The sequence below is a fragment of the Terrimonas rubra genome, assembly GCF_042686025.1.
Taxonomy (GTDB): Bacteria; Bacteroidota; Bacteroidia; order Chitinophagales; family Chitinophagaceae; genus Terrimonas; species Terrimonas rubra.
Genome location: NZ_JBHUOZ010000001.1, coordinates 440,043 through 459,965 on the forward strand (window position 1 = coordinate 440,043; position 19,923 = coordinate 459,965).

Annotated in this window: 17 protein-coding genes and 1 tRNA gene; 7 read left to right on the forward strand and 11 right to left on the reverse strand. The window is 42.5% G+C overall.

The window, feature by feature from the left end; all coding sequences use genetic code 11:
- Positions 1-9 precede the first annotated feature (9 nt).
- The 10 genes from ACFS6H_RS01785 to ACFS6H_RS01830 form a co-directional block, all read right to left on the reverse strand.
- Entirely contained in the window at positions 10-2,118 is a 2,109-nt protein-coding gene (locus ACFS6H_RS01785) for a TonB-dependent receptor plug domain-containing protein (protein WP_386094513.1), read from the reverse strand.
- Positions 2,119-2,355: 237 nt separating this feature from the next.
- Positions 2,356-3,126: a hypothetical protein gene (locus tag ACFS6H_RS01790; protein WP_386094516.1), complete on the reverse strand. Its 771-nt coding sequence runs from the start codon at positions 3,124-3,126 to the stop codon at positions 2,356-2,358.
- 657 nt (positions 3,127-3,783) lie between these two features.
- Entirely contained in the window at positions 3,784-4,629 is an 846-nt protein-coding gene (locus ACFS6H_RS01795; RefSeq protein ID WP_386094519.1) for a hypothetical protein, read from the reverse strand.
- Between the two features lie 125 nt (positions 4,630-4,754).
- Positions 4,755-5,177, reverse strand: a complete 423-nt coding sequence (locus tag ACFS6H_RS01800) for a hypothetical protein (RefSeq protein WP_386094521.1) — start codon at positions 5,175-5,177, stop codon at positions 4,755-4,757.
- A 39-nt stretch (positions 5,178-5,216) separates the two neighbouring features.
- On the reverse strand, positions 5,217-7,406 hold the full coding sequence (locus ACFS6H_RS01805) for an ATP-binding protein (protein ID WP_386094524.1): 2,190 nt from the start codon (positions 7,404-7,406) through the stop codon (positions 5,217-5,219).
- Between the two features lie 21 nt (positions 7,407-7,427).
- On the reverse strand, positions 7,428-8,138 hold the full coding sequence (locus ACFS6H_RS01810; RefSeq protein ID WP_386094527.1) for a LytR/AlgR family response regulator transcription factor: 711 nt from the start codon (positions 8,136-8,138) through the stop codon (positions 7,428-7,430).
- Positions 8,139-8,424: 286 nt separating this feature from the next.
- Positions 8,425-9,147 carry an outer membrane beta-barrel protein gene (locus ACFS6H_RS01815; RefSeq protein WP_386094530.1) on the reverse strand — a complete coding sequence of 241 codons (723 nt, stop codon included), beginning with the start codon at positions 9,145-9,147 and terminating at the stop codon, positions 8,425-8,427.
- A gap of 176 nt (positions 9,148-9,323) precedes the next feature.
- Positions 9,324-9,397 (reverse strand) — tRNA-Ile (locus ACFS6H_RS01820).
- A 55-nt stretch (positions 9,398-9,452) separates the two neighbouring features.
- Entirely contained in the window at positions 9,453-9,704 is a 252-nt protein-coding gene (locus ACFS6H_RS01825) for a DUF4834 family protein (RefSeq protein WP_386094533.1), read from the reverse strand.
- A 442-nt stretch (positions 9,705-10,146) separates the two neighbouring features.
- The gene (locus ACFS6H_RS01830; RefSeq protein ID WP_386094536.1) at positions 10,147-11,070 is read right to left on the reverse strand and encodes a PfkB family carbohydrate kinase; all 924 of its coding nucleotides are present in this window, start codon (positions 11,068-11,070) and stop codon (positions 10,147-10,149) included.
- A gap of 213 nt (positions 11,071-11,283) precedes the next feature.
- Between ACFS6H_RS01830 and ACFS6H_RS01835 the strand changes: the two genes are divergently transcribed.
- The 7 genes from ACFS6H_RS01835 to ACFS6H_RS01865 all read left to right on the forward strand — a co-directional run bounded on the left by ACFS6H_RS01835 (position 11,284) and on the right by ACFS6H_RS01865 (position 17,974).
- Complete coding sequence (locus ACFS6H_RS01835) at positions 11,284-11,883, forward strand: TetR/AcrR family transcriptional regulator (RefSeq protein WP_386094539.1); 600 nt, start codon at positions 11,284-11,286, stop codon at positions 11,881-11,883.
- 183 nt (positions 11,884-12,066) lie between these two features.
- Positions 12,067-13,143 (forward strand): 1,2-phenylacetyl-CoA epoxidase subunit PaaE, encoded by a 1,077-nt coding sequence (gene paaE, locus ACFS6H_RS01840; protein ID WP_386094542.1) that lies wholly within the window; start codon positions 12,067-12,069, stop codon positions 13,141-13,143.
- Positions 13,144-13,166: 23 nt separating this feature from the next.
- Positions 13,167-13,517, forward strand: coding sequence for a DUF1801 domain-containing protein (locus ACFS6H_RS01845; RefSeq protein ID WP_386094545.1), 351 nt, complete (start codon positions 13,167-13,169; stop codon positions 13,515-13,517).
- Between the two features lie 115 nt (positions 13,518-13,632).
- Positions 13,633-15,246 (forward strand): Na+/H+ antiporter, encoded by a 1,614-nt coding sequence (locus ACFS6H_RS01850; RefSeq protein ID WP_386094548.1) that lies wholly within the window; start codon positions 13,633-13,635, stop codon positions 15,244-15,246.
- 1 nt (position 15,247) lies between these two features.
- Complete coding sequence (locus tag ACFS6H_RS01855; RefSeq protein WP_386094551.1) at positions 15,248-16,252, forward strand: bestrophin family protein; 1,005 nt, start codon at positions 15,248-15,250, stop codon at positions 16,250-16,252.
- 54 nt (positions 16,253-16,306) lie between these two features.
- Entirely contained in the window at positions 16,307-17,335 is a 1,029-nt protein-coding gene (locus ACFS6H_RS01860) for a beta-ketoacyl synthase chain length factor (protein ID WP_386094554.1), read from the forward strand.
- 54 nt (positions 17,336-17,389) lie between these two features.
- Positions 17,390-17,974, forward strand: a complete 585-nt coding sequence (locus ACFS6H_RS01865; protein WP_386094557.1) for a hypothetical protein — start codon at positions 17,390-17,392, stop codon at positions 17,972-17,974.
- 183 nt (positions 17,975-18,157) lie between these two features.
- Here ACFS6H_RS01865 and atpA read toward each other — a convergent pair whose 3' ends face one another.
- A complete protein-coding gene (atpA, locus tag ACFS6H_RS01870) occupies positions 18,158-19,735 on the reverse strand; it encodes a F0F1 ATP synthase subunit alpha (protein ID WP_386094560.1) in 1,578 nt (525 codons plus the stop codon).
- Between the last annotated feature and the right edge of the window lie 188 nt (positions 19,736-19,923).

The window sequence follows — 19,923 nt, forward strand, 5'->3', positions numbered from 1 at the left end:
TTAAAAAGTTTATTTCTTATTCCATTGAAAAGCAAGTGAAACAAAATAGGAACGTCCGTAGCTCATCGGCACCGGTCCACCTGTACTATGTCCCCCACCCGAATCTGTAGAGGTATTGGTTAAGGTGGTAACGTCAAAAATATTTTTAACTCCTGCTCCCAGTGTAAAGAGTTTAAATAGATTTTTACTCACCGTAAAATCTGCTAAATGAAAAGCACCGATCTCTGTCAACACTGCATTTGTCTGTCCATTTATAGTGGCTAATTGATAGGCCGGACGTTTACCAGTGAATTTATAGAACAAGGCAAATTGTGTGTTTATCTTTTCCCAGGTGTAGGTGATATTACTGTTCACCTCCGGTGTCCATACAAAACTGGGCATGTTCTCCTGTTTGTAGGTGGGATCATCAGAATATAAATTATAACGTCCGATGTAAGAAGCACCTAATGTAGCACGAAGATGCTGGTAGGTAAAAGTATTTTCCAGGGTCACTCCCGTTGTTTTATGTTCAGTCACATTAATTAATGTGGTAACAGTGGGGTTATTGGCATCAAACCCATAATCGATCAGGTTTTTAAATTGATTATAGAATCCGCCCAACACCGCGGTATAAGTAAAGTCACGTTTTTTAACTGCTGACCAGTTAAATGAGGCGTTCATACTATTGGAAGTCTCGGCTTTTAAATTGGGGTTCCCGATAATACTGTGGTTGGCATCAATAAAATTGAAGTATAGTTCTCTTAACGCAGGTGAGCGGAAACCATAAGCATACCCAACTCTTACATTCAAATCATCAGTGATAGCCCATCTTCCGTTTAATGAAGGAATTACAGGCGGCGCATCATATTTTGAGTTTTTGATGAACCGTAATCCTGGTCTTATATTAATAGCAGCTGTTGGTTTTATTTCGGAAGAAACAAAGAAAGCATAATCCATAATCACAGGATTACCTAAAATTCTTTGCCCGCTGGCTTCATCCCGGTTAATATCTATGCCGGGTTGCAGGCTCACTTTATCAGAAATTCTGTATTGAACAGTAGTTCTGAAAACGCCTGTATTAAATTTGGCGGTATCCTGGTGACCGTCTTCAGTCGTCAATACGGTAGTACCAGCTATAAAATCGCTTTTTGTGCTCCGGGTCCTCCTGCTGTAATCCGTATAAGATAAAATACTGTTGATCTGCAGGCGGTCATTGGCAAACCACTCACCCTGTAACTGATGCATCAAGCGTTTGCTGAAGTATCGCTGATCAAAAACTGTGTAAGCCTGGCTGATTGCCCCACGGCTGGTAATGGTTTCATCTAATCCGTCTATACGATAATATACATTCAGTTTTTCTGTACGATACCCTAATCTTATATGGCCCAGGTATTGCTCTTTGGGTTTCCAGCTTTTAGCACGTCCGAAATCATCGCCACCATAACCATTAAAGTCAATATGTGTTAAACCAGCGCTGACATTCCAGGCTTTTTTCTGCCAGTTTACGCCCAGGTTTTGCTGGTGCAGGCCCTGGTAACTAAAAGGATAATATTCATCAGCCGCAGTCTCCTCATGTACCTTTGCAGTAACGCTCAGGTTATCCCCTTTTCCTTTTTTAGTAATAATATTAATTACACCCGCCAGCGCATCTGTACCATACGATACAGACATAGGCCCTTCAACAATTTCAATTTTTTCAATAGTATTTACATCAATCTGACCCAGGCTCTCTCTTACATCATTTCTATCAACAATGGGAACCCCGTCCAGTAATATTTTAATGCTCCTGCCCGACATGCCCATCATCTGCACATCAGTGGTGCCTAATGTATTATCATTAACCAGCCTGAATCCAAGTTCTGTACTTAATATTTGTTGTACATTATTCGCATTTCTTAAGCGGATACGTTCCTGCGGTATCACTTTTACGTTGTATACCGAATTCTTTAACGACTGTGGCCTATACTGCCCCGTCACCACCACTTCTTCCAGTTTTTTACCCGTAGTATCTTCCTGCGCATTGATTCCTGATATCGCAAAAACGGTTAAGGCAAACAACAATGCCTTTGACCGGCTGGGTTTATTATAATTTATTACAAACCATTTACTTACAATATTTTCCCTGGTAAACTTGCTCATAGTGACTTTATCTGGCTGCAAAAGTCACACATTAATAACCGGCAAATTATCGCAATTAGGAAATGCATTTACGCATTCGGGAACATGACAATAGCGTGACAAAGTGGAGTAAAAGAAAAAGGCCGTATCGTACAGATACGGCCCAGGTTAGCAACGACCAGAATTAAGACGTTATTGATAGGTGTAATATTTATAGAACGGTACGAATTAGAAACGGGTAATCAACGGGTAACGAACTTAAGTAGCTGAAATACCAATTAGTTTTACCTGCTGTATACTACTTGGTAAACTGGTCTTAGGTTCAAAATTTCTGTTCTTATATATAAAATACAGTGATATAGCCAATACAATAAGCAATACAAAAGAGAACACAGTTCTTACGAACTCATTACTGTTTGTCTCTTTACCGGTTTCGCCGGACATATACAGCTCTCTTTCTATTTCAGGCATTACAGCCCCAGTATTATCCTCCAGTAAGGTGCTCATCTCCTGCGGGCTCACCCCCAGTTTTGAAGTAGCCAGGTAATTAATAAAGACTCCTGCCGACATCCCGGAAACAGTTGCCTGCTCGCCCAGCGATTTTAATACCACCGTTGCATACAGGCAGGTATAGGTATAGGCCGTGGACGCTTTTACACCTGATCTTTTTACCAGGTAGTTTAAGGCCTGCCCTAATTTATTGCCGAAAATTTCCGTTAAAGCACCCCCACCCTTCATCAGCAAATAACCATTTTCCATGTTCTCCACCATGTTAGGCGATATTTTTACCCTGCCAAAATTTTTGGCCATGATAAATACATCCGTTTTGCCGGTATGGATAGTATGATAATAGTTCAGACCGGAGATAAATAAGCTTTCAACTGTACTGATCAGCAACTGAACAGCTTTTGGCTCTTCCTGGAACAGATCCGCCGCCGCATTTACAAAGAACGATTGATGCTGAATGATTAAATGTATATCAACCTTATCGTGATACTCAAGTTCGGATAATGTTGATGTCGTAATCATTGTTTTCTTTTAATTAGTTAAAAAGCTCCTTGTCCTTCTCAACTCCTGCCTTAAAAACATAAACAAAGTAACGCCTGTTAAAGCTGACTAAGGTTGCATTTTCGATAAACCGGCTTTTTTGTTCGCCGGATCACTCAGAATAATTATTATCTTTTATATGACAGGTTATCTTCAGCATTAACTATAACAATAGTTGTAATACGCTTAAGAGCAGAGGCAAGCCTGTCATAAAAAAGAATGGGCTATGATACTTAGAAAAGTTTCTTAGCCCAGACTTTAAGCCCTCTAAACCGACACAAAGAAAGCAAGTATTTTAACCCCTGTTTTCTTATTTCGCCCAATTTGCTTTTTTATTCGCTGAAAAGTGCCGTTCGTTCTTTCTGTTAAAAAACAGGATATAAAAACGCTGCAAAAACACGGGAACAATACCCGGATTATTTAATAAAGCCTGAAAGTTGTAAGGTAATTTGAGGAAGGGAGGTAATGATGGCAGATATATAAAAAAAGAATGGGCCAGGATACTTAGAAAAGTTTCTTAGCCCAGACTTTAAGCCCTCTAAACCGACACAAAGAAAATAAAGAAACAGGACCGTTTTTTTATATTTCGCCGGTTAATGAATATGTTTCGCCTAATTGCACCTTTTTAACGTTGAGTGATTAATTCTCTTTGATATCCGGCAGGATCAGCCAGTAACACAATACGATCCGGCGGCGGTCATCATCGGGCCGGTAATCGGTAATATGGGCAAAGGGATATTCCTCACCCCGACCGTTGGCTACATACCCGATCTTTAAATTGTTGTAATTGGTAAACCGGCCTGCATTACGGGTCATTAAAAACTTGAGATTTCTAAGCAGCTCCTTAGCCCTGAACTCCGATAACTGCTTATTTAACAGTTGTTGACTCGCCGCCGGATCCTTTAATATTTCCACCAATGTTTTGTGTAAACCGGTTCCCTCCGGAATAGCCTGTTCATCGGCATAGCCAAGTAAAACAATGACGGCTTTATGGGGAATATTTTTGTACTTATTGGAAAACCTGGCAATGGAATCAATTACCGGGCTAAACAGCTTTTCTACCTTGTCCGTATTTTCGGGCGCCACACGATATACCCCCGGATCAAAAAAAGCGGCCAGGCTAAAGAGGTTATAGCTGGTAATATTAATGGCATCGGTCAGCATCTGGTATACCTGCTCCCGTTTGCCTGAGCGGTTATTAAAAGTGTCCAGCTCAATAAGCCTGGCCCTTATTTCACTTTTATACGCTTTTCTGAAAGTCTTTTTATCCGTAAGGGTTTGAGCAATATACTCAGCCCCTTTTGCTTCTGCTTCAATTGTTTCCTGTAAACGTTTAATCAATATTTCCGACTGATCACTTAATGTATCTTCCAGGTGGCCTCTTTGCTCTTTCTGGTTAACCAGTTGTTTTAAACTGTCTAAACGGCTTAATTCTGCTGCCTTACTTTGATTATACGTATCCAGAGATCTTTTTGCCGCTGCCATTCGCTTTTGGGTTCCACATGATACCAACACAAACAGACAGATAAGTGACCATATGCATTTAGTCATATCTTCTTTTTAAAATGGTTTAGATTTTGATGTGGCTTTTCAGTCGGAATATGACTCTATCAGGGAACAGGACGGATATCAATACCCCCTCCGCCCCTGCGGCTTTGGCTGGTATTTTTTACCTGCTGTTCGTATAATTTTTTATATAATTTATCCCTGCCCGCAAAAGTATTTGAGCTTACCGTATCGTATTCATTATTATTGGTTAATAATGTATTGATCAACTCCTTTCGCCCCGAAATGCTCAGGTCATTCGCAGACAGTAACAACTCGTCCACAAATATGCCATCTTCGGCAGTGTTGTTACGGGTTTCCGTATTGCGGTGTTTTACATTCAGGGAAATAGCATCGTCGCCTTCTTTATACCATAAAGCGATCATGATAAGAAAAATAACAAAAGCACCCGCCCACAAAAGAATAAGTGCAGGGTAATCTCCTGCGGACTTATCGGGGAATAATGTTTTAGTGCCTTTTTTACTCATAGTCTGAAATCACTGCCGTTTATACGCCAGCTTTACTAATCAATCACGAAGATACGTTTTTATTAAGTCTTTGTTGTACCCTTCAATGGTTCTTATAAATGTTTTTAGCTCTCCGCCGTTTAAATTGCCACTGGCAAAATGCTTATCTATCTGTGAAATAGTATTATATATAGGATGAGATGCGCCCAGGGGAGAAAAGGTTGATCTCAGGCTGTGTAAAACAGGCTTTAATAAATGAAACTCTTTCTCTTTGTAGATCATTTCCATGGTCTTCTTATCTACTTCCCACTGGGTGAGCATTTCATTGATAAAAGTTTTGGCGGTTTCCATATCCCCGCCTACCAGGTTAAGAAAATAATCCTCTTCCTCCTCATTTGTTGTTCCGGCAGCCAGGTCCTTATTTTCCGGCTCCAGGAATTTCTGTATCTCGGTTATTAATGTATACTCTTCCAACGGTTTAGCCAGGTAGCCGTTAAAGCCGTTTTGCAGGCATTTGTTCTTTTCGTCGGCGGAAACATAGGCGGTCATGGCAATTACCGGCACGTCCAATAACATATCATTACGCACATGACCTATGGCTACGTAGCCGTCCATCACCGGCATCTGGATATCCATTAACACCAGGTCAAATGACTGTTGTTGTAATACCTGCAGGGCCTGTTCACCATTTTCGGCATATTGCACATTTGCTTTGTATTTCTTTAATATATGGCTCAGTAACAACTGGTTGGTCTTATTATCTTCTACTGCCAGCAGTTTATAACCCGACAGATCAGCCAGTGCTTGAGTATATTCGTTTCCTTCATTCAGGTTTACGTGCTCGTGTTCCTCCGGCGTCAGTTTATCTGCCAGGATAGAAAAAGAGAAAACGGAGCCCTTACCCATTTCACTGTAAACCGATACATTACCACCCAGCAGGCTTACCAGGCTTTTTACAATGGTTAACCCCAGGCCGGTACCTCCGTGCTGGCGCGTGGTAGCATGTTCCAGCTGCTCAAAACGTTTAAAGATAGATTCCGTTTTATCCACCGGTATACCGCTTCCGGTATCACTTACACTAAAACCAAGTTTCATTAGCCGCTCCGTATCATTATCCCATACAACAGATACGCCCAGGGTTACCGTACCCTTATCTGTAAATTTTAAGGCATTGCCTATCAGGTTGATCAATATCTGTTTTAAACGTTCGGCATCGGTTTTTATAAACTCGGGGATCTTTTCATCCACGTTACTCTGGTATACAATTCCTTTTTCCTTAAAAGAAGCGGAGAACATCAGGGCCACATCCTGCAGCAACTGTTTAATGTTGAATACTCTTTTTTCTATACGCAGTTTGCCGGCCTCTATTTTTGAAAAGTCCAGTACATCGTTTACTATATTCAACAGGTTGTTACTGGACGAACTGATCACATTTGCATATTGTTTCTGGGTTTCATTCAAAGGTGTTTGCGATAACAAACGGCCAAAGCCTATCAACGCGTTTAAAGGGGTGCGTAACTCATGGCTCATATTGGCCAGGAACTGGTCCTTCACTTCTGTAGACCGTAATGCCGCCCTTTGTGCCGCCTTAAAATCACTGATAAGCTGCAGCTGTTTCGAATGCCGTCGAATAATAATGGTTGTCATTACCAGTATGGCAATAATGGCCGCAATGGCCAGCAGCCTGTTAAATAAGGACAGGTTACTGGCCTGGGCATTATTGTCACGCAAAGTATTCTCCAGCTCACTGTCCAGCCTTTTCTGTACTTCCAGGCAGTTAACATAAATTTCATCGCTCAGCTGCATTTTACGCAGCGAGTCTATCAGTGAACGCCTGCTGTTTAACCGGGAAGCCTGCAGGCTTTGTGTTAGGATAGAAAGGGAAAGTTCCACCTGCCTGTCAATAAAACTGTTCATATTGTTCAGGAACACCTTGGTTTCAGGTGTGGCAGCCGCCTTAGCCAATGCACTACTGTTATAACCCAGTATGGTGAGCGAATCATTCAGTTTGTTAAACCGGGCACTGTCAATCGTAAGGTTATGCGAACTGAGCTTCTTTTCCAGGTCAAAAGCCAGGTTGGCCAGCTCTGTAATACGGTTATTGATACGGAAAGTCTCCACCGCTTTCAGATTACCGTAGCGTAAAGCACGGTTGGCCTGGTTGGTAAACAACTGGGTAATAAATATCAGCACCATCAGTGCCAACGCCAGTATTACTATAGGAAAGAAAAGTTTAAAAAACCGTTTCATGAATATTAAAAGTACAACCTTTTATAAAAGGTTTAGCTTGGTCAGTAACTGCTCCCTGTAACTATCTGATACCGGTATGGCGGCATCATGAATATGGACCACCATATCCTCTATATAATCTATTTTATTAAAGGCAATAATATAACTGCGATGCACCCTGATAAACTGTTGTGCCGGCAGCCGGTCTTCCAGGGCCCGTAAACTGGAATGAATAATATGGTTCTTGCCTAATACATGCACTTTCACATAATCTCCCTTGGCCTCCATCCACATAATATCATTCAGGTTCAGCTTGCGTATCACCTTACTTTCCTTGATGAACATAAAATCGGTAGAAACCTGGCCCAATTGTGTATCCTGGCTTTTCAGCAGCTCCAGTGCCCGTTCCACGGCCAGGAGCAAGCGGCCCATGGTAAAAGGTTTTACCAGGTAATCCACCACATTCATTTCAAACGCTTCCACAGCATAACCCTGTTTGGCAGTGGTAAGAATGGTTAAGGGCTTTACCGGTAATAATTTAAGTAATTCCAATCCTGTCATACCCGGCATCTCCACATCTAAAAACAGGATATCGGTGGTTATGGTCTCCAAACCTTTTTTGGCACTGATGGCGTCCTCGTATTCACCAACAATATTCAGTGAACCCGATTTTTCCAGTAATTGCCGCAGCATCAGCCGGGCTATTTTGTTATCATCAACTATTATGCAGGATGGTAAACTGTTTTCTTTCATAGTCGTCATTTTCAAAAAAGCAGATCCTGCAATTTGTATTACAGGTCATCATACTTTTCCTGGTGTTATTTGTATAAGAATGAAAGTAATAAATTATTGACCAATGTCAACCTCTTTTATCCTTTTTATATGTCATTTCAGTTAAAAAACGATTCATCGTATGTGAAACTTACTGCCTCATCGCCAATTATTATAGGTATGCCGGCGATGAACACACCATACCAGGTATAAAAAAAACCCGCATGGTATGCGGGTTTCCATTCTATATAATACAGTGATTAATACGTTATAAGCCGCTTAAGGTCAAACCAACAGTGTAAGGTCGGATCTCAGGCGCCACACCATCCTTGAAGAGGTTGGTCAACTGGAAAGAGCCGAATAAAGAAAAATGTCCCCATCCTACCCGGGCCGTTGCCGAAATACGGGTAGTATTGAAGTAACGTTTCTGCATTTCTTTTACGGTATAGTCATTAATAACGCCTCCGGCCCTTGTTTGTAAAGTACGGCTGCGGGTAAATGCTTTGGCCAACCATCCGGCTTTAATACCGATGGCGCCTTTCCAGCTGCGGTCACTGTTATCTGGATCCGCTACAAAACGCAGTTCAATAGGAGCTTCCAGGTAAATAGTACCTACCTTATGTTTTTTAAAATTATTGGTATCTGCCTGGTTAATAAAACGCAGGTTTTCAGTTGTACCTTTTATATCCACAAAAGTTTTATCAAAATACATATTATCATACGCTACACCTGCACCAATGGCTGCACTGAATTTTTTTGCTGATTTAAAAGGAAAATCCAGCATAAAATAGGCGTTGAAGGTACGGGGGAAACCTTTGGTACTAATGGTATCAGGAATACCTGACCAACCGGTATAACCGAACTGCAGCATTAAATGATCATTGGCTTTACCGGCCTTTTTTAAAACCCCTTCTCTTGCAGTAGTTGAGTCCTGTGCCGATACAGCTGTAAAAAAGAAGGCACTGAGAGCAATTAAGAATATTTTTTTCATAAATGTGTAGTAATGGGCAAATGTATTTTCAATGCGGTTAATAAAAGGTTAAACCCGTCTTTTTATGCTAAAATCTATACCATCAGGCGTCAAATGCATGTAAAAGACAGGAAATCAGCCCCTATTAAACTATTTAGCGTTATAAAAAAGCCCCGTTTTCCGGGGCGTTTTTGTAGTGGACCCTGCTGGGATCGAACCAGCGACCCTCTGATTATGAGTCAGATGCTCTAACCGTCTGAGCTAAGGGTCCTACAGTGCAACTGCGCTGTGCGGCCGCAAAAATATATAATCTGGATTAAATAGCCTTATTTAATCTCCTCAAATTCTATATAATCGTCAGAATGTTTCTGGGGAGGAGGGTTTTGAGCCTGTTTGGTTTGGGTAAAACGGCCCTGGTTCATGCTTTCATGCGTTTGCTGTTGTTGCTGAAACTGCTGCTGCATCTGCGCAAACTGTTTTTTCATGGTGCGGGAAGCACGATAAATGGGTATGATAAATTTAAATATCAGGTTATATAAAAACCAGGCAAGTAAGGCGTATAGTATAACTTTCAGCATAACAGGTAAAGTATTTAAGTATAAGGTATCAGACTTAATATCAAATACAGGTCAAAAATACAATAGTTATAAGGGTTTATAACGCCATTTATCATTTAATTGTTCGGCAGTGACGGATTTTAATAAAGCTTTAATAAGTGGGAGGGAGTTTAAAGTTTAAGGTCTAAGGTTTAAGGTTGGGGGCAGGAGTTCAATAAGTTCAAAAGTTCAAGAGGTTCAATGTTAGGGTGTCATTTTCCTTGTTCCTACAATTAACGAATAACCATTAACCAATAACACAAAGGCTGGAATGTTAAAAAGGTGGGAGACAGTACTCCCCCTCTCTTACCATTAACTAATAACAATTAACGAATAACTATTAACTATCATCCAATAAAAAAGCTGAACACTTAAAACCTCCAGAGGCCTTAAGCATTCAGCTTTACACATTTAGCTTATACTACTATACTAATTCTATTTCAAAATTGATCAGTTCCTTGAACTGCTGGATACGCCTGTCAATATCGGCCTTGGTCACTTCTTTTAAACGGGTAGGACCAAATTTCTCTACGCAAAAGCTGGCCATTGCAGAACCAACAATGATGGCACGTTTCATGTTTTCAAAGGAAATATCGCCTGTTTTAGCCAGGTGACCTATAAAACCACCGGCAAAAGTATCGCCTGCGCCAGTAGGGTCAAACACGTCCTCCAGCGGCAGGGCCGGCGCATAAAACACTTCATTCTCGTTAAACAACAGGGCGCCGTGCTCACCTTTTTTAATGATCAGGTACTTAGGCCCCATTTTCAAGATGCTTTTGGCCGCTTTAACCAGCGAAAACTGGCCGGTCAGCTGGCGGGCTTCGGCATCATTTACCATTAACAGGTCAACATGTTTCAGGGTCTCTTCCAGGTCAGGCATAGCCACTTCCATCCAGAAGTTCATGGTGTCCATTACAATCAGTTTGGGGCGGGTAGTCAGCTGTTTAATCACGCTTAACTGTACCGCAGGCACCAGGTTGCCCAGCATTAAAAACTCCGCTCCCTGGTATGATTCAGGGATAACAGGGTTAAAATCGGCCAGTACGTTCAGGTCGGTTACCAGGGTGTCACGGCTGTTCATATCCTCGTGGTAACGGCCGCTCCAGAAAAACGATTTTTTATCTTCAATTACTTCCACACCATCCAGTAAAACCCCACGGCTTTTCAATTCTTCCATCTCCTCTTTCGGAAAGTCGAAACCTACAATGGATACCTGTTGTACCGGTTTTACAAAATTGCTGGCTGCATAGGCTACATAAGTGGCCGAACCTCCCACGATCTGATCGGTTTTACCAAAAGGAGTTTCAATAGCATCAAAGGCCATGGTGCCTACAGAAATAACTGACATGTGTTGTTGTTTATGTACTTAAATTGATTTGAGAATACCAAAAGGTGCAGCAATAGTAATAAGGGCTGTAAACACCTGTTTTGATTGCGGCGTGCAAACCTACAAAAAATTTGATGATTTGTATAGTAACCCGGGCATTATAAGCCCTGAAACCGGGCCCAGGCCCTTAAAATTCAGGATTTTCAAACTGTCAAATTCATTTATCTTTGGCCTATGAATAAGCCTCAACGTAAAAAAGCCGGAAAAAAAGACCTGATTCTTTTAAAGGCTGCTGCCATGTTTCGTGAGAAAGGATTTGCTGCCACGTCTATGCGTGACCTTGCCGAAGCTGTAGGTATTGAAGCTGCCAGCCTGTATAACCATATTCGTTCCAAGAACGAAATACTGGAAACCATCTGCTTCGATGTTGCCAACCGTTTCCATACGCATATTGAAGAGATCGATAGTAACCACGATCACGCCATCAAAAAAGTAGAGACCCTTTTACGTTTTCATATTAAACAGATGATTGAGAATTTTGAAGAGGTGCATGTGGCCGACCGTGAGTGGCGTCACCTGGAAGAGCCTTACCTGTCTAATATGCAGGCACAACGCCGCAATTACCGCAAACGTATTGCTGCCATTATCCAGGACGGCATCAATAAAAAACAAATTGCCAATATCGATGCTTCCACCTCCGTGCTCATCATGTTACACGCTATCAGTGGTATTGAAAGCTGGCATCGCAGTAAGGCTAAAATTTCGGCCGAGGAGCTGGAGAACAATATGATCCGTTTGTTAATTGACGGCCTTCGTAACAGCGATAATAAATAAGGTGTAACCGGCTGCAGTAATCCTTATCATCGTTCGTTGCGTCGCACACTTGTGCTGCATGAACAATGATCGGCATCTGGCAAGCGTTCGCAATTGAATTATTAATTCCTAATTTTAAATTACTAATTAATACCTCCTTAACTACCTGCTATTTTTTAAAAGTAAACATTACGAATACAAAAAATGTCCATTCATTTTCATCCGTTAAAAGTTAAAGAGTTACGCAAAGAAACCCCGGAATGTGTAACCATTGTTTTTGAAGTACCTGAACAATTAGTAACCGATTTTAAGTTTATACAAGGGCAAAACCTCACTATAAAAAAAACCATTAACGGGCAGGAGCTGCGCCGTACCTATTCCTTATGCACCAGTCCGCTGGACAATGAATGGCGTGTAGCTGTTAAACAAATTGAGGGTGGCCTGTTCTCACAATACGCCAATAACGACTTACAGGTGGGTGATGTACTGGAAGTGCTGTCTCCCGCCGGTAAATTTTATACTGAACTCAGCAACAGTCAAAAAAAGAAATACCTGGCCATTTGTGCGGGCAGTGGTATTACCCCCATACTTTCTATTATTAAAACAACCTTACAGGTAGAGCCCGAAAGCCATTTTACCCTGGTATATGGTAACCGTACCCGTAACTCCATCATGTTTTTTGACGAGCTGGAGGCACTGAAGAACAAATACATCAACCGTCTAAGTATTATACATGTACTAAGCCGTGAAACGGTGGACACCCCCATTCACAATGGCCGTATTGATACCGAAAAAATGGAAGCGCTGAACCGCCTGGTAAACTATGCGGGGATGGATGAAATTTTCCTTTGCGGCCCTGAAGGCCTGACCTTTGGTGCTAAAAGCTACCTGGAAGGCCAGGGTATCGATCACCATAAAATACATTTAGAATTATTTACCACCCCTGTTTCCAACAAATCGGGCGAGGATAAAAAAGTAGTGGTCGCGCCGGTAAACAGCAATGCCAGCCTGGTGACCATTAAACTGGATGGCCGTAGTTTTGATTTTGAACTGCCTTACGACGAAACTATTTTAGATGCCGCCCTGGATAAGGGACTTGACCTGCCTTATGGCTGTCGCGGTGGCGTATGCTGCTCCTGTAAAGCCCTGGTGAGAGAAGGAGAAGTGAATATGGATGAGAACTGGGGCCTGGAAGATGATGATGTAGAAAAAGGCTTTGTGCTTACCTGCCAGAGCTACCCCACCACACCACGTGTAGTGGTTGATTTTGATGTTAAATAATTACTGACACAACCACACTGCATGTGAAACAGGTTGACGATTTTTTTAATGATTTAACCGAGCCTAATAAAAGCTTTTTGTTAGCATTAAAACATATTGTTCAGCAACATATTCCGCAATTACAATTAAGCATTAAATACGGCCTGCCATTTTTTACTATAAATGGCAGGCTTTTTTGTTATTTCTGGACCCATAAAAAGTTCAACCACCAGCCCTATATCAGCTTTATGGATGGCCATCGTATGCAGCACCCGGCCTTACTGCAGGAAAAAAGGGTCCGTGCAAAAATATTCTTAATGGATCCGCTGGCTGATATTCCCCTTACCACTGTAAAACAACTTTTAAATGAGGCCATTGCCTTTTATAAACTGTAGTGGTTTTTCATCACAGGACTATACCTTTCCCTATAAACGCATAAACATTTTTACGCAATTGTTTATTTTCTCGTTTTCTTTGCTCAAATTGCTATAAAGTAAACCAGCACAAGAAATGCACCACGCACTTATTATTGTGTTAACGTTGTTGTTTTCATCGTTAATGCTGGCCGTATTGGCACAAAAAATCAAAATAGCCTACCCTATTTTCCTGGTGGTGGCCGGTCTTATCATCAGTTTTATCCCCGGTCTACCCAAGGTACATTTAAACCCCGAGCTTATTTTTTTAGTGTTTTTACCGCCGCTTTTATATGAAGCGGCCTGGTACACTTCCTGGAACGATTTCTGGAAATGGCGTCGTGTCATCTCCATGCTGGCTTTTGGTTTAGTATTGATCACATCACTGGTAGTGGCTTTTGTTTCACAGGCGCTTATTCCCGGCTTTACCCTGGCCATGGGCTTTTTATTAGGCGGTATTATTTCCCCGCCCGATGCGGTGGCAGCCAATACGGTTTTAAAAAACCTGAAAGTGCCCAAAGCTATCTCTACTATCCTGGAAGGTGAAAGCTTAATTAACGACGCTTCTTCACTCATCGTTTTCCGTTTTGCCCTGGCTGCCGTGGTTACCGGCAGTTTTTCGGTGGGCGAAGCCGTAGGTGATTTTTTTATTGTAGCAGGTATGGGTATTGTTACTGGTGTAATTATAGCCATCGCCATTTTTAGACTGCACCGTATGCTACCCAGCATACCGGCCGTTGATGCCACTTTAACCGTAATGACCCCCTACATCATGTACCTGGTGGCGGAGGAGTTTCATTTTTCCGGTGTACTGGCTGTTGTAAGCGGTGGGTTATTTATCTCCTATCGCTCACATAAAATATTTGACAACGGCGCCACGCGTATGAATATGTTAGGCGTTTGGACCACCCTGGTTTTTGTATTAAACGTGCTGGTGTTTATTTTAATAGGACTGGAATTACCCGATATTATTTCAGGCCTGGGCGAATATGCCATTATTGATGCTATACAATATGGTCTTATTATCAGTGCAGTTGTCATTGCCATACGTATATTATGGATATTACCGGTGGCTTATATACCCAAATGGCTGGGACAAAAGAACCGGATGGATAATGTTAACCCTACTTGGAAAGGCCCCTTGTTAGTGGGTTGGGCCGGCATGCGGGGCGTAGTATCGCTGGCAACAGCCCTATCTATTCCTTTATTAATGGATAGCGGCGAGGCCTTCCCCCACCGTAACCTTATTTTACTGATCACCTTTATTGTCATTTTTGTTACCCTGGTATTCCAGGGTATTACCCTGCCCTTCCTGGTAAAATGGTTAAACATCAAAGACTTTGAAAAAACCGGTAAAGAAGGCGAAGAATATGCCGGCATTCAGCTGCGCTTAAAACAGGCTACTTTAAAAAAGCTGGAAGAAAAATACAGCAGGGACGAAGCCTATGTTACTATTGCCCAGCAACTGATGCAGGATGTAAACAATGATATTTCCCGCCTGGAACAACAGTTAGAGGAACTGAATTATGATGAGATTGCCCCGGAAGAGCAACAAAAACTGCAGGCCATTATGCATGATATTATCCTGGTAAAAAGGGATGAATTATACAAGCTGCGGAAAGAAAAACATTTCAGCGACGAGGAAATACGCCGGCAGGAGTATTTATTGGACCTGGAAGAACTGACCACTAACCATTTAAAAACACATTAGTATGAACACAGGTGCCCGTTACAGCCTTAAACATTTTATATTATGGACCAGGCATAAAATATACTGGTTAGCCGTTATGGCCACTATACCGGTACTGTTATACGAGTTTGCCAACTGGCACTGGATAGCTATACCATGGGTAACCATTGCTTTCATTGGTACCGCAGCCGCCTTTATTGCCGGCTTTAAAAACACCCAATCCTATAACCGTACCTGGGAGGCCCGCACCATCTGGGGCGGCATTGTAAACAGCAGCAGGGCCTGGGGCATGATGGTGAAGGATTTTGTGAGACATGATGATACTACGGAGGAAAAAAAACTGCACCGCGAACTGGTATACCGGCATATAGCCTGGTTAACGGCTTTACGTTTCCAGTTAAGAGAAAGCCGGAGCTGGGAAAATGTAAAGACCAAAAAGTATAACCGCGAATACCTGGCTTATTATACGGTGGATGAATGGGTGAGCCAACTGGACAAATCAATGGAACCCCTGTTATCCGCCGGTGAACTCGCCTATATTATGAGCAAAAAGAACAGGGCCACACAGCTGATCGCCTTACAATCAAAACAATTACGCACCTTAAATGAAAACGGCCAGCTGGATACATTGCGTTATGTGGAAATGGAAAACCTGTTAAAGGAAATGTATGATCACCAGGGCCGCAGCGAAAGAATAAAAAACTATCCCTACCCCAGGCAATTCGCCAGTATTAATATTTTCTTTATTTTATTATTGGTAATTTTGTTGCCCTTTGGCTTGTTAAACGAATTTGCTAAACTGGGCCAATACGGAGTATGGTTAACCGTGCCGTTTACCGTAATAGTAGGTTGGGTTTTTACCTCCCTGGAGCAGGTGGGCGAAAGCACCGAAAATCCTTTTGAAGGCAGCGCTAACGATATACCCATTACTTCCATGAGCCGGACCATCGAGATAGACCTGAGGGAAATGTTGGATGAGGAAAATATACCGGCGCCCATTGTGGCCTCCAACAATATTTTAATGTAAACCAAAAGGGTATGGCTTTTGCTCTGTGAGCAAGTACCCCTGTAAAAATTAATATTGTACATACACGAACATATTTGTATTTCGCCGCAGCCTGGTTTTGATGACCTGTTATCGGGCAACCTGCAGCCAAGCGTTAATAATCAACTACACGCCATTGAGCCGGCATATACCGGTATTCCACCGGGTCTTTTACGCCGTATGGGTAAAGCCGTACGCATGGGTATCGGTGCTGCGCTGCCTATTATACAAAAACATCCGCAGCTGGCCGGTATTATACTGGGTACAGCCAATGGCGGTATGGAAGATTGTATTAAATTCCTGAACCAGATCATAGATTATGAAGAGGGTATACTGGCCCCAGGCAATTTTGTACAAAGCACACCCAATGCCATTGCCGGCCATTTAGGCCTGATGAGCCGGAACAGGTGTTACAATATTACCCATGTACACCGCGGTCTGGCTTTTGAAAATGCCCTGCTGGATGCTTTGTTATTATGTGGTGAAAATGCTTCGGAGTCGTACCTACTCGGCGGGGTGGACGAAATTTCGGATTATAATTTCAATATTGATTTCCTGGCTGGCTGGTACAAAAAAGAAACCGTAGCCAATACCGCGTTATATGAAAGCCGCACACCCGGCAGTATAGCCGGCGAGGGCACGGCCATGTTCCTGGTAAACCAGCAGCCTGCAAATGCGCTGGGCCGTATAAAGGCGGTGAACATGTTGCACAGCAGCAGCAATACTGCCGTTACTGATTTTATAGTCGGTTTTCTTAACACCAATGCTATTCAACCCGATCTGATTATTACCGGCGAGAACGGTGACAGCCGTTTGCTCCCCTTTTACCATACTGCCCGCAACCTGATGCCTCCCGGCACCCCCGTTGCCCGCTTTAAACATTTAAGCGGAGAATATCCCAGCGCCTCCGCCTTCGGGCTTTGGCTGGCCATAGAGTTGCTTAATCACCCTGCTCCTTCACACTTGCTCACAGCCCCTGTAACCCAAAAGGGTTACGAAAATATTATTCTTTACAATTGTTATAAAGGAGAGCAGCATAGTATTATCTGGATTTCAAAAAAATGATTACTTTTCATAAAAATTAAAGTCACCCAAAAATTAAACCTTAAAAACTAAACCATGAAACTAGTAAAGTCACTGGGATTGCTGCTCCTGTCCGGAGCTTTTGCTTTCACTGCCAACGCTCAAAAAATTAAAGTAACAGAGGGGAGTCTCGATGCAGTAAAAGGCGTTACAGAATACAAACTTGAATTCACCTATAACGATCTTGCTGTAGGCAAGTTTAAAGATGAGGCAGAATATATTGCCAAGAAAAAAGAAGAGTATAATAAAAAAGAAGCCGGTAAAGGTGATAAATGGGCTGAATCATGGATTTCAGACAGGGAAGGAAGATTTGAGCCAAAATTCACCGAACTTTTCACTGAGTACAGCAAGGCTACTGTTTCTGACAAAGCCAAATACACTTTGATCTTTCACACAACTTTTATTGAGCCGGGGTTTAACATTGGTGTTATGCGTAAAAATGCCGAGATCAACGGGGAAGTAACCATCGTTGAAACAGCAAATCCCGGCAAAGTATTGGCCAAGTTAACTATTACCAAATCGCCTGGCGCACAATTCGGTGGTTATGATTTTGATACCGGTGTACGTATTGCCGAAGCTTACGCTAAAGCAGGGAAAGAGATTGGTAAAAAAGTAAAATAAACCCCTCAGATGTATTTTTAAAAAGAGAGCAAACAGCTCTCTTTTTTTATTCCTGCGGCCCAGCCCTCAGGGATATACAGCTGAACGGAGCGTCGCAACCGCAGCCCCATCAGGGAACTACAGCCGGTGCCATAAAAAAAGTCCCCGCAATAAGCAGGGACTTTGTATACAATAAGCTTGTGATTATTTGTACTGGGGGATGATGCTTTTAGCCAGGTCAACCATTTTCTTAAGACCAGCTTCAGGCAGATCACCTTTTTTAAATTGCGCTAATACATCAGGCAGTTGATTTTCCATTTCCATTAAGAAATGCTCTTCAAACTGTTTTACTTTACTTACCGCAACTTCTTTAATTAAACCATTTGTACCCAGGTAAATAACAGCCACCTGTTTTTCTACGCTGAATGGTGAGTATTGTGGTTGTTTTAATAATTCCACGTTACGGGCACCTTTATCAATTACGTTTTTAGTAGCCGCATCCAGGTCACCACCAAATTTAGAGAAAGCCTCTAACTCGCGGTATAAAGCCTGGTCAAGTTTTAAGGTACCAGCTACTTTCTTCATCGATTTGATCTGTGCATTACCACCCACACGGCTTACAGAGATACCTACGTTGATCGCAGGACGGATACCTGATAAGAATAAGTTAGACTCCAGGAAGATCTGTCCGTCGGTAATAGAGATTACGTTGGTAGGAATGTATGCAGATACGTCACCCGCCTGTGTTTCAATAATTGGTAAGGCTGTTAAAGAACCACCACCTTTTACCAGGTGTTTGATAGACTCTGGTAAGTCGTTCATGTTCTTAACAATCTCGTCATTGTTGATCACTTTAGCGGCACGCTCCAGTAAACGGCTGTGTAAGTAGAATACGTCACCAGGGTAAGCTTCACGGCCCGGAGGACGTTTTAATAATAATGACACCTCACGGTAAGCCACGGCTTGTTTGGAAAGGTCATCATAAATAATTAAAGCGGGACGGCCGGTATCACGGAAGAACTCACCGATGGCCGCACCGGCAAATGGTGCATAGAACTGTAAAGGAGCAGGGTCAGAAGCTGAAGCCGCTACAATAGTAGTGTACTCCATAGCGCCATTGTCTTCCAGTGTTTTCATTACACCGGCAATGGTAGATGCTTTTTGTCCGATCGCTACATATATACAGTAAACAGGCTGACCTGCTTTGAAAAATTCTTTCTGGTTAATGATGGTATCTACCGCAATAGCCGTTTTACCGGTCTGGCGGTCACCAATGATCAGCTCACGCTGGCCGCGGCCGATAGGGATCATGGCATCAATCGCTTTGATACCGGTTTGTAACGGCTCTTTTACAGGCTCACGGAAAATTACACCGGGTGCTTTACGCTCCAGGGGCATTTCGTAACGCTCACCGGTGATAGGGCCTTTACCATCAATAGGCTCACCCAATGTGTTTACCACACGACCCACCATACCTTCACCTACTTTAATAGAGGCGATCTGGTTGGTACGGCGCACTTGGGCACCTTCTTTTACACCTTTGCTCTCACCCATCAATACCACACCTACATTGTCTTCCTCAAGGTTCAAAGCAATGGCACGTACACCATTTTCAAACTCCACCAGCTCACCATAACTTACGTTGTTCAATCCATAAACACGGGCAATACCGTCACCTATCTGTAAAACGGTACCAACCTCTTCCAGGTCGGCATTGGCGTTAAAATTGCTCAATTGCTGGCGCAGTATGGCCGATATTTCATCTGGCTTTATTTCTGGCATATAGTTAAAATTTAATTGATGTTTAATTTTTAGGAGACCGGCTGTAGTGCCCTGAGGAAACTGCAGTTGCGACGCTCCGTCCATCGTCCGGTAATGCTGTTCAGCAAACCTCCAAAACCGACGTTGTTTTTTCGGGTGCAAAAGTAGTATATCGGTGACGGTAAAACAAAAAAAGACCCCTAAATATC

Bases quoted from the DNA above. Each gene is read 5' to 3' on its own strand.
- ACFS6H_RS01830 (WP_386094536.1), bottom strand. From the start codon at position 11,070: ATGTCAGTTATTTCTGTAGGCACCATGGCCTTTGATGCTATTGAAACT.
- ACFS6H_RS01855 (WP_386094551.1), top strand. From the start codon at position 15,248: ATGAACACAGGTGCCCGTTACAGCCTTAAACATTTTATATTATGGACC.
- atpA (WP_386094560.1), bottom strand. From the start codon at position 19,735: ATGCCAGAAATAAAGCCAGATGAAATATCGGCCATACTGCGCCAGCAA.
- ACFS6H_RS01835 (WP_386094539.1), top strand. From the start codon at position 11,284: ATGAATAAGCCTCAACGTAAAAAAGCCGGAAAAAAAGACCTGATTCTT.
- ACFS6H_RS01825 (WP_386094533.1), bottom strand. From the start codon at position 9,704: ATGCTGAAAGTTATACTATACGCCTTACTTGCCTGGTTTTTATATAAC.
- ACFS6H_RS01865 (WP_386094557.1), top strand. From the start codon at position 17,390: ATGAAACTAGTAAAGTCACTGGGATTGCTGCTCCTGTCCGGAGCTTTT.
- ACFS6H_RS01785 (WP_386094513.1), bottom strand. From the start codon at position 2,118: ATGAGCAAGTTTACCAGGGAAAATATTGTAAGTAAATGGTTTGTAATA.
- ACFS6H_RS01815 (WP_386094530.1), bottom strand. From the start codon at position 9,147: ATGAAAAAAATATTCTTAATTGCTCTCAGTGCCTTCTTTTTTACAGCT.
- ACFS6H_RS01850 (WP_386094548.1), top strand. From the start codon at position 13,633: ATGCACCACGCACTTATTATTGTGTTAACGTTGTTGTTTTCATCGTTA.
- ACFS6H_RS01805 (WP_386094524.1), bottom strand. From the start codon at position 7,406: ATGAAACGGTTTTTTAAACTTTTCTTTCCTATAGTAATACTGGCGTTG.
- ACFS6H_RS01790 (WP_386094516.1), bottom strand. From the start codon at position 3,126: ATGATTACGACATCAACATTATCCGAACTTGAGTATCACGATAAGGTT.
- ACFS6H_RS01810 (WP_386094527.1), bottom strand. From the start codon at position 8,138: ATGAAAGAAAACAGTTTACCATCCTGCATAATAGTTGATGATAACAAA.
- ACFS6H_RS01800 (WP_386094521.1), bottom strand. From the start codon at position 5,177: ATGAGTAAAAAAGGCACTAAAACATTATTCCCCGATAAGTCCGCAGGA.
- ACFS6H_RS01795 (WP_386094519.1), bottom strand. From the start codon at position 4,629: ATGGCAGCGGCAAAAAGATCTCTGGATACGTATAATCAAAGTAAGGCA.
- paaE (WP_386094542.1), top strand. From the start codon at position 12,067: ATGTCCATTCATTTTCATCCGTTAAAAGTTAAAGAGTTACGCAAAGAA.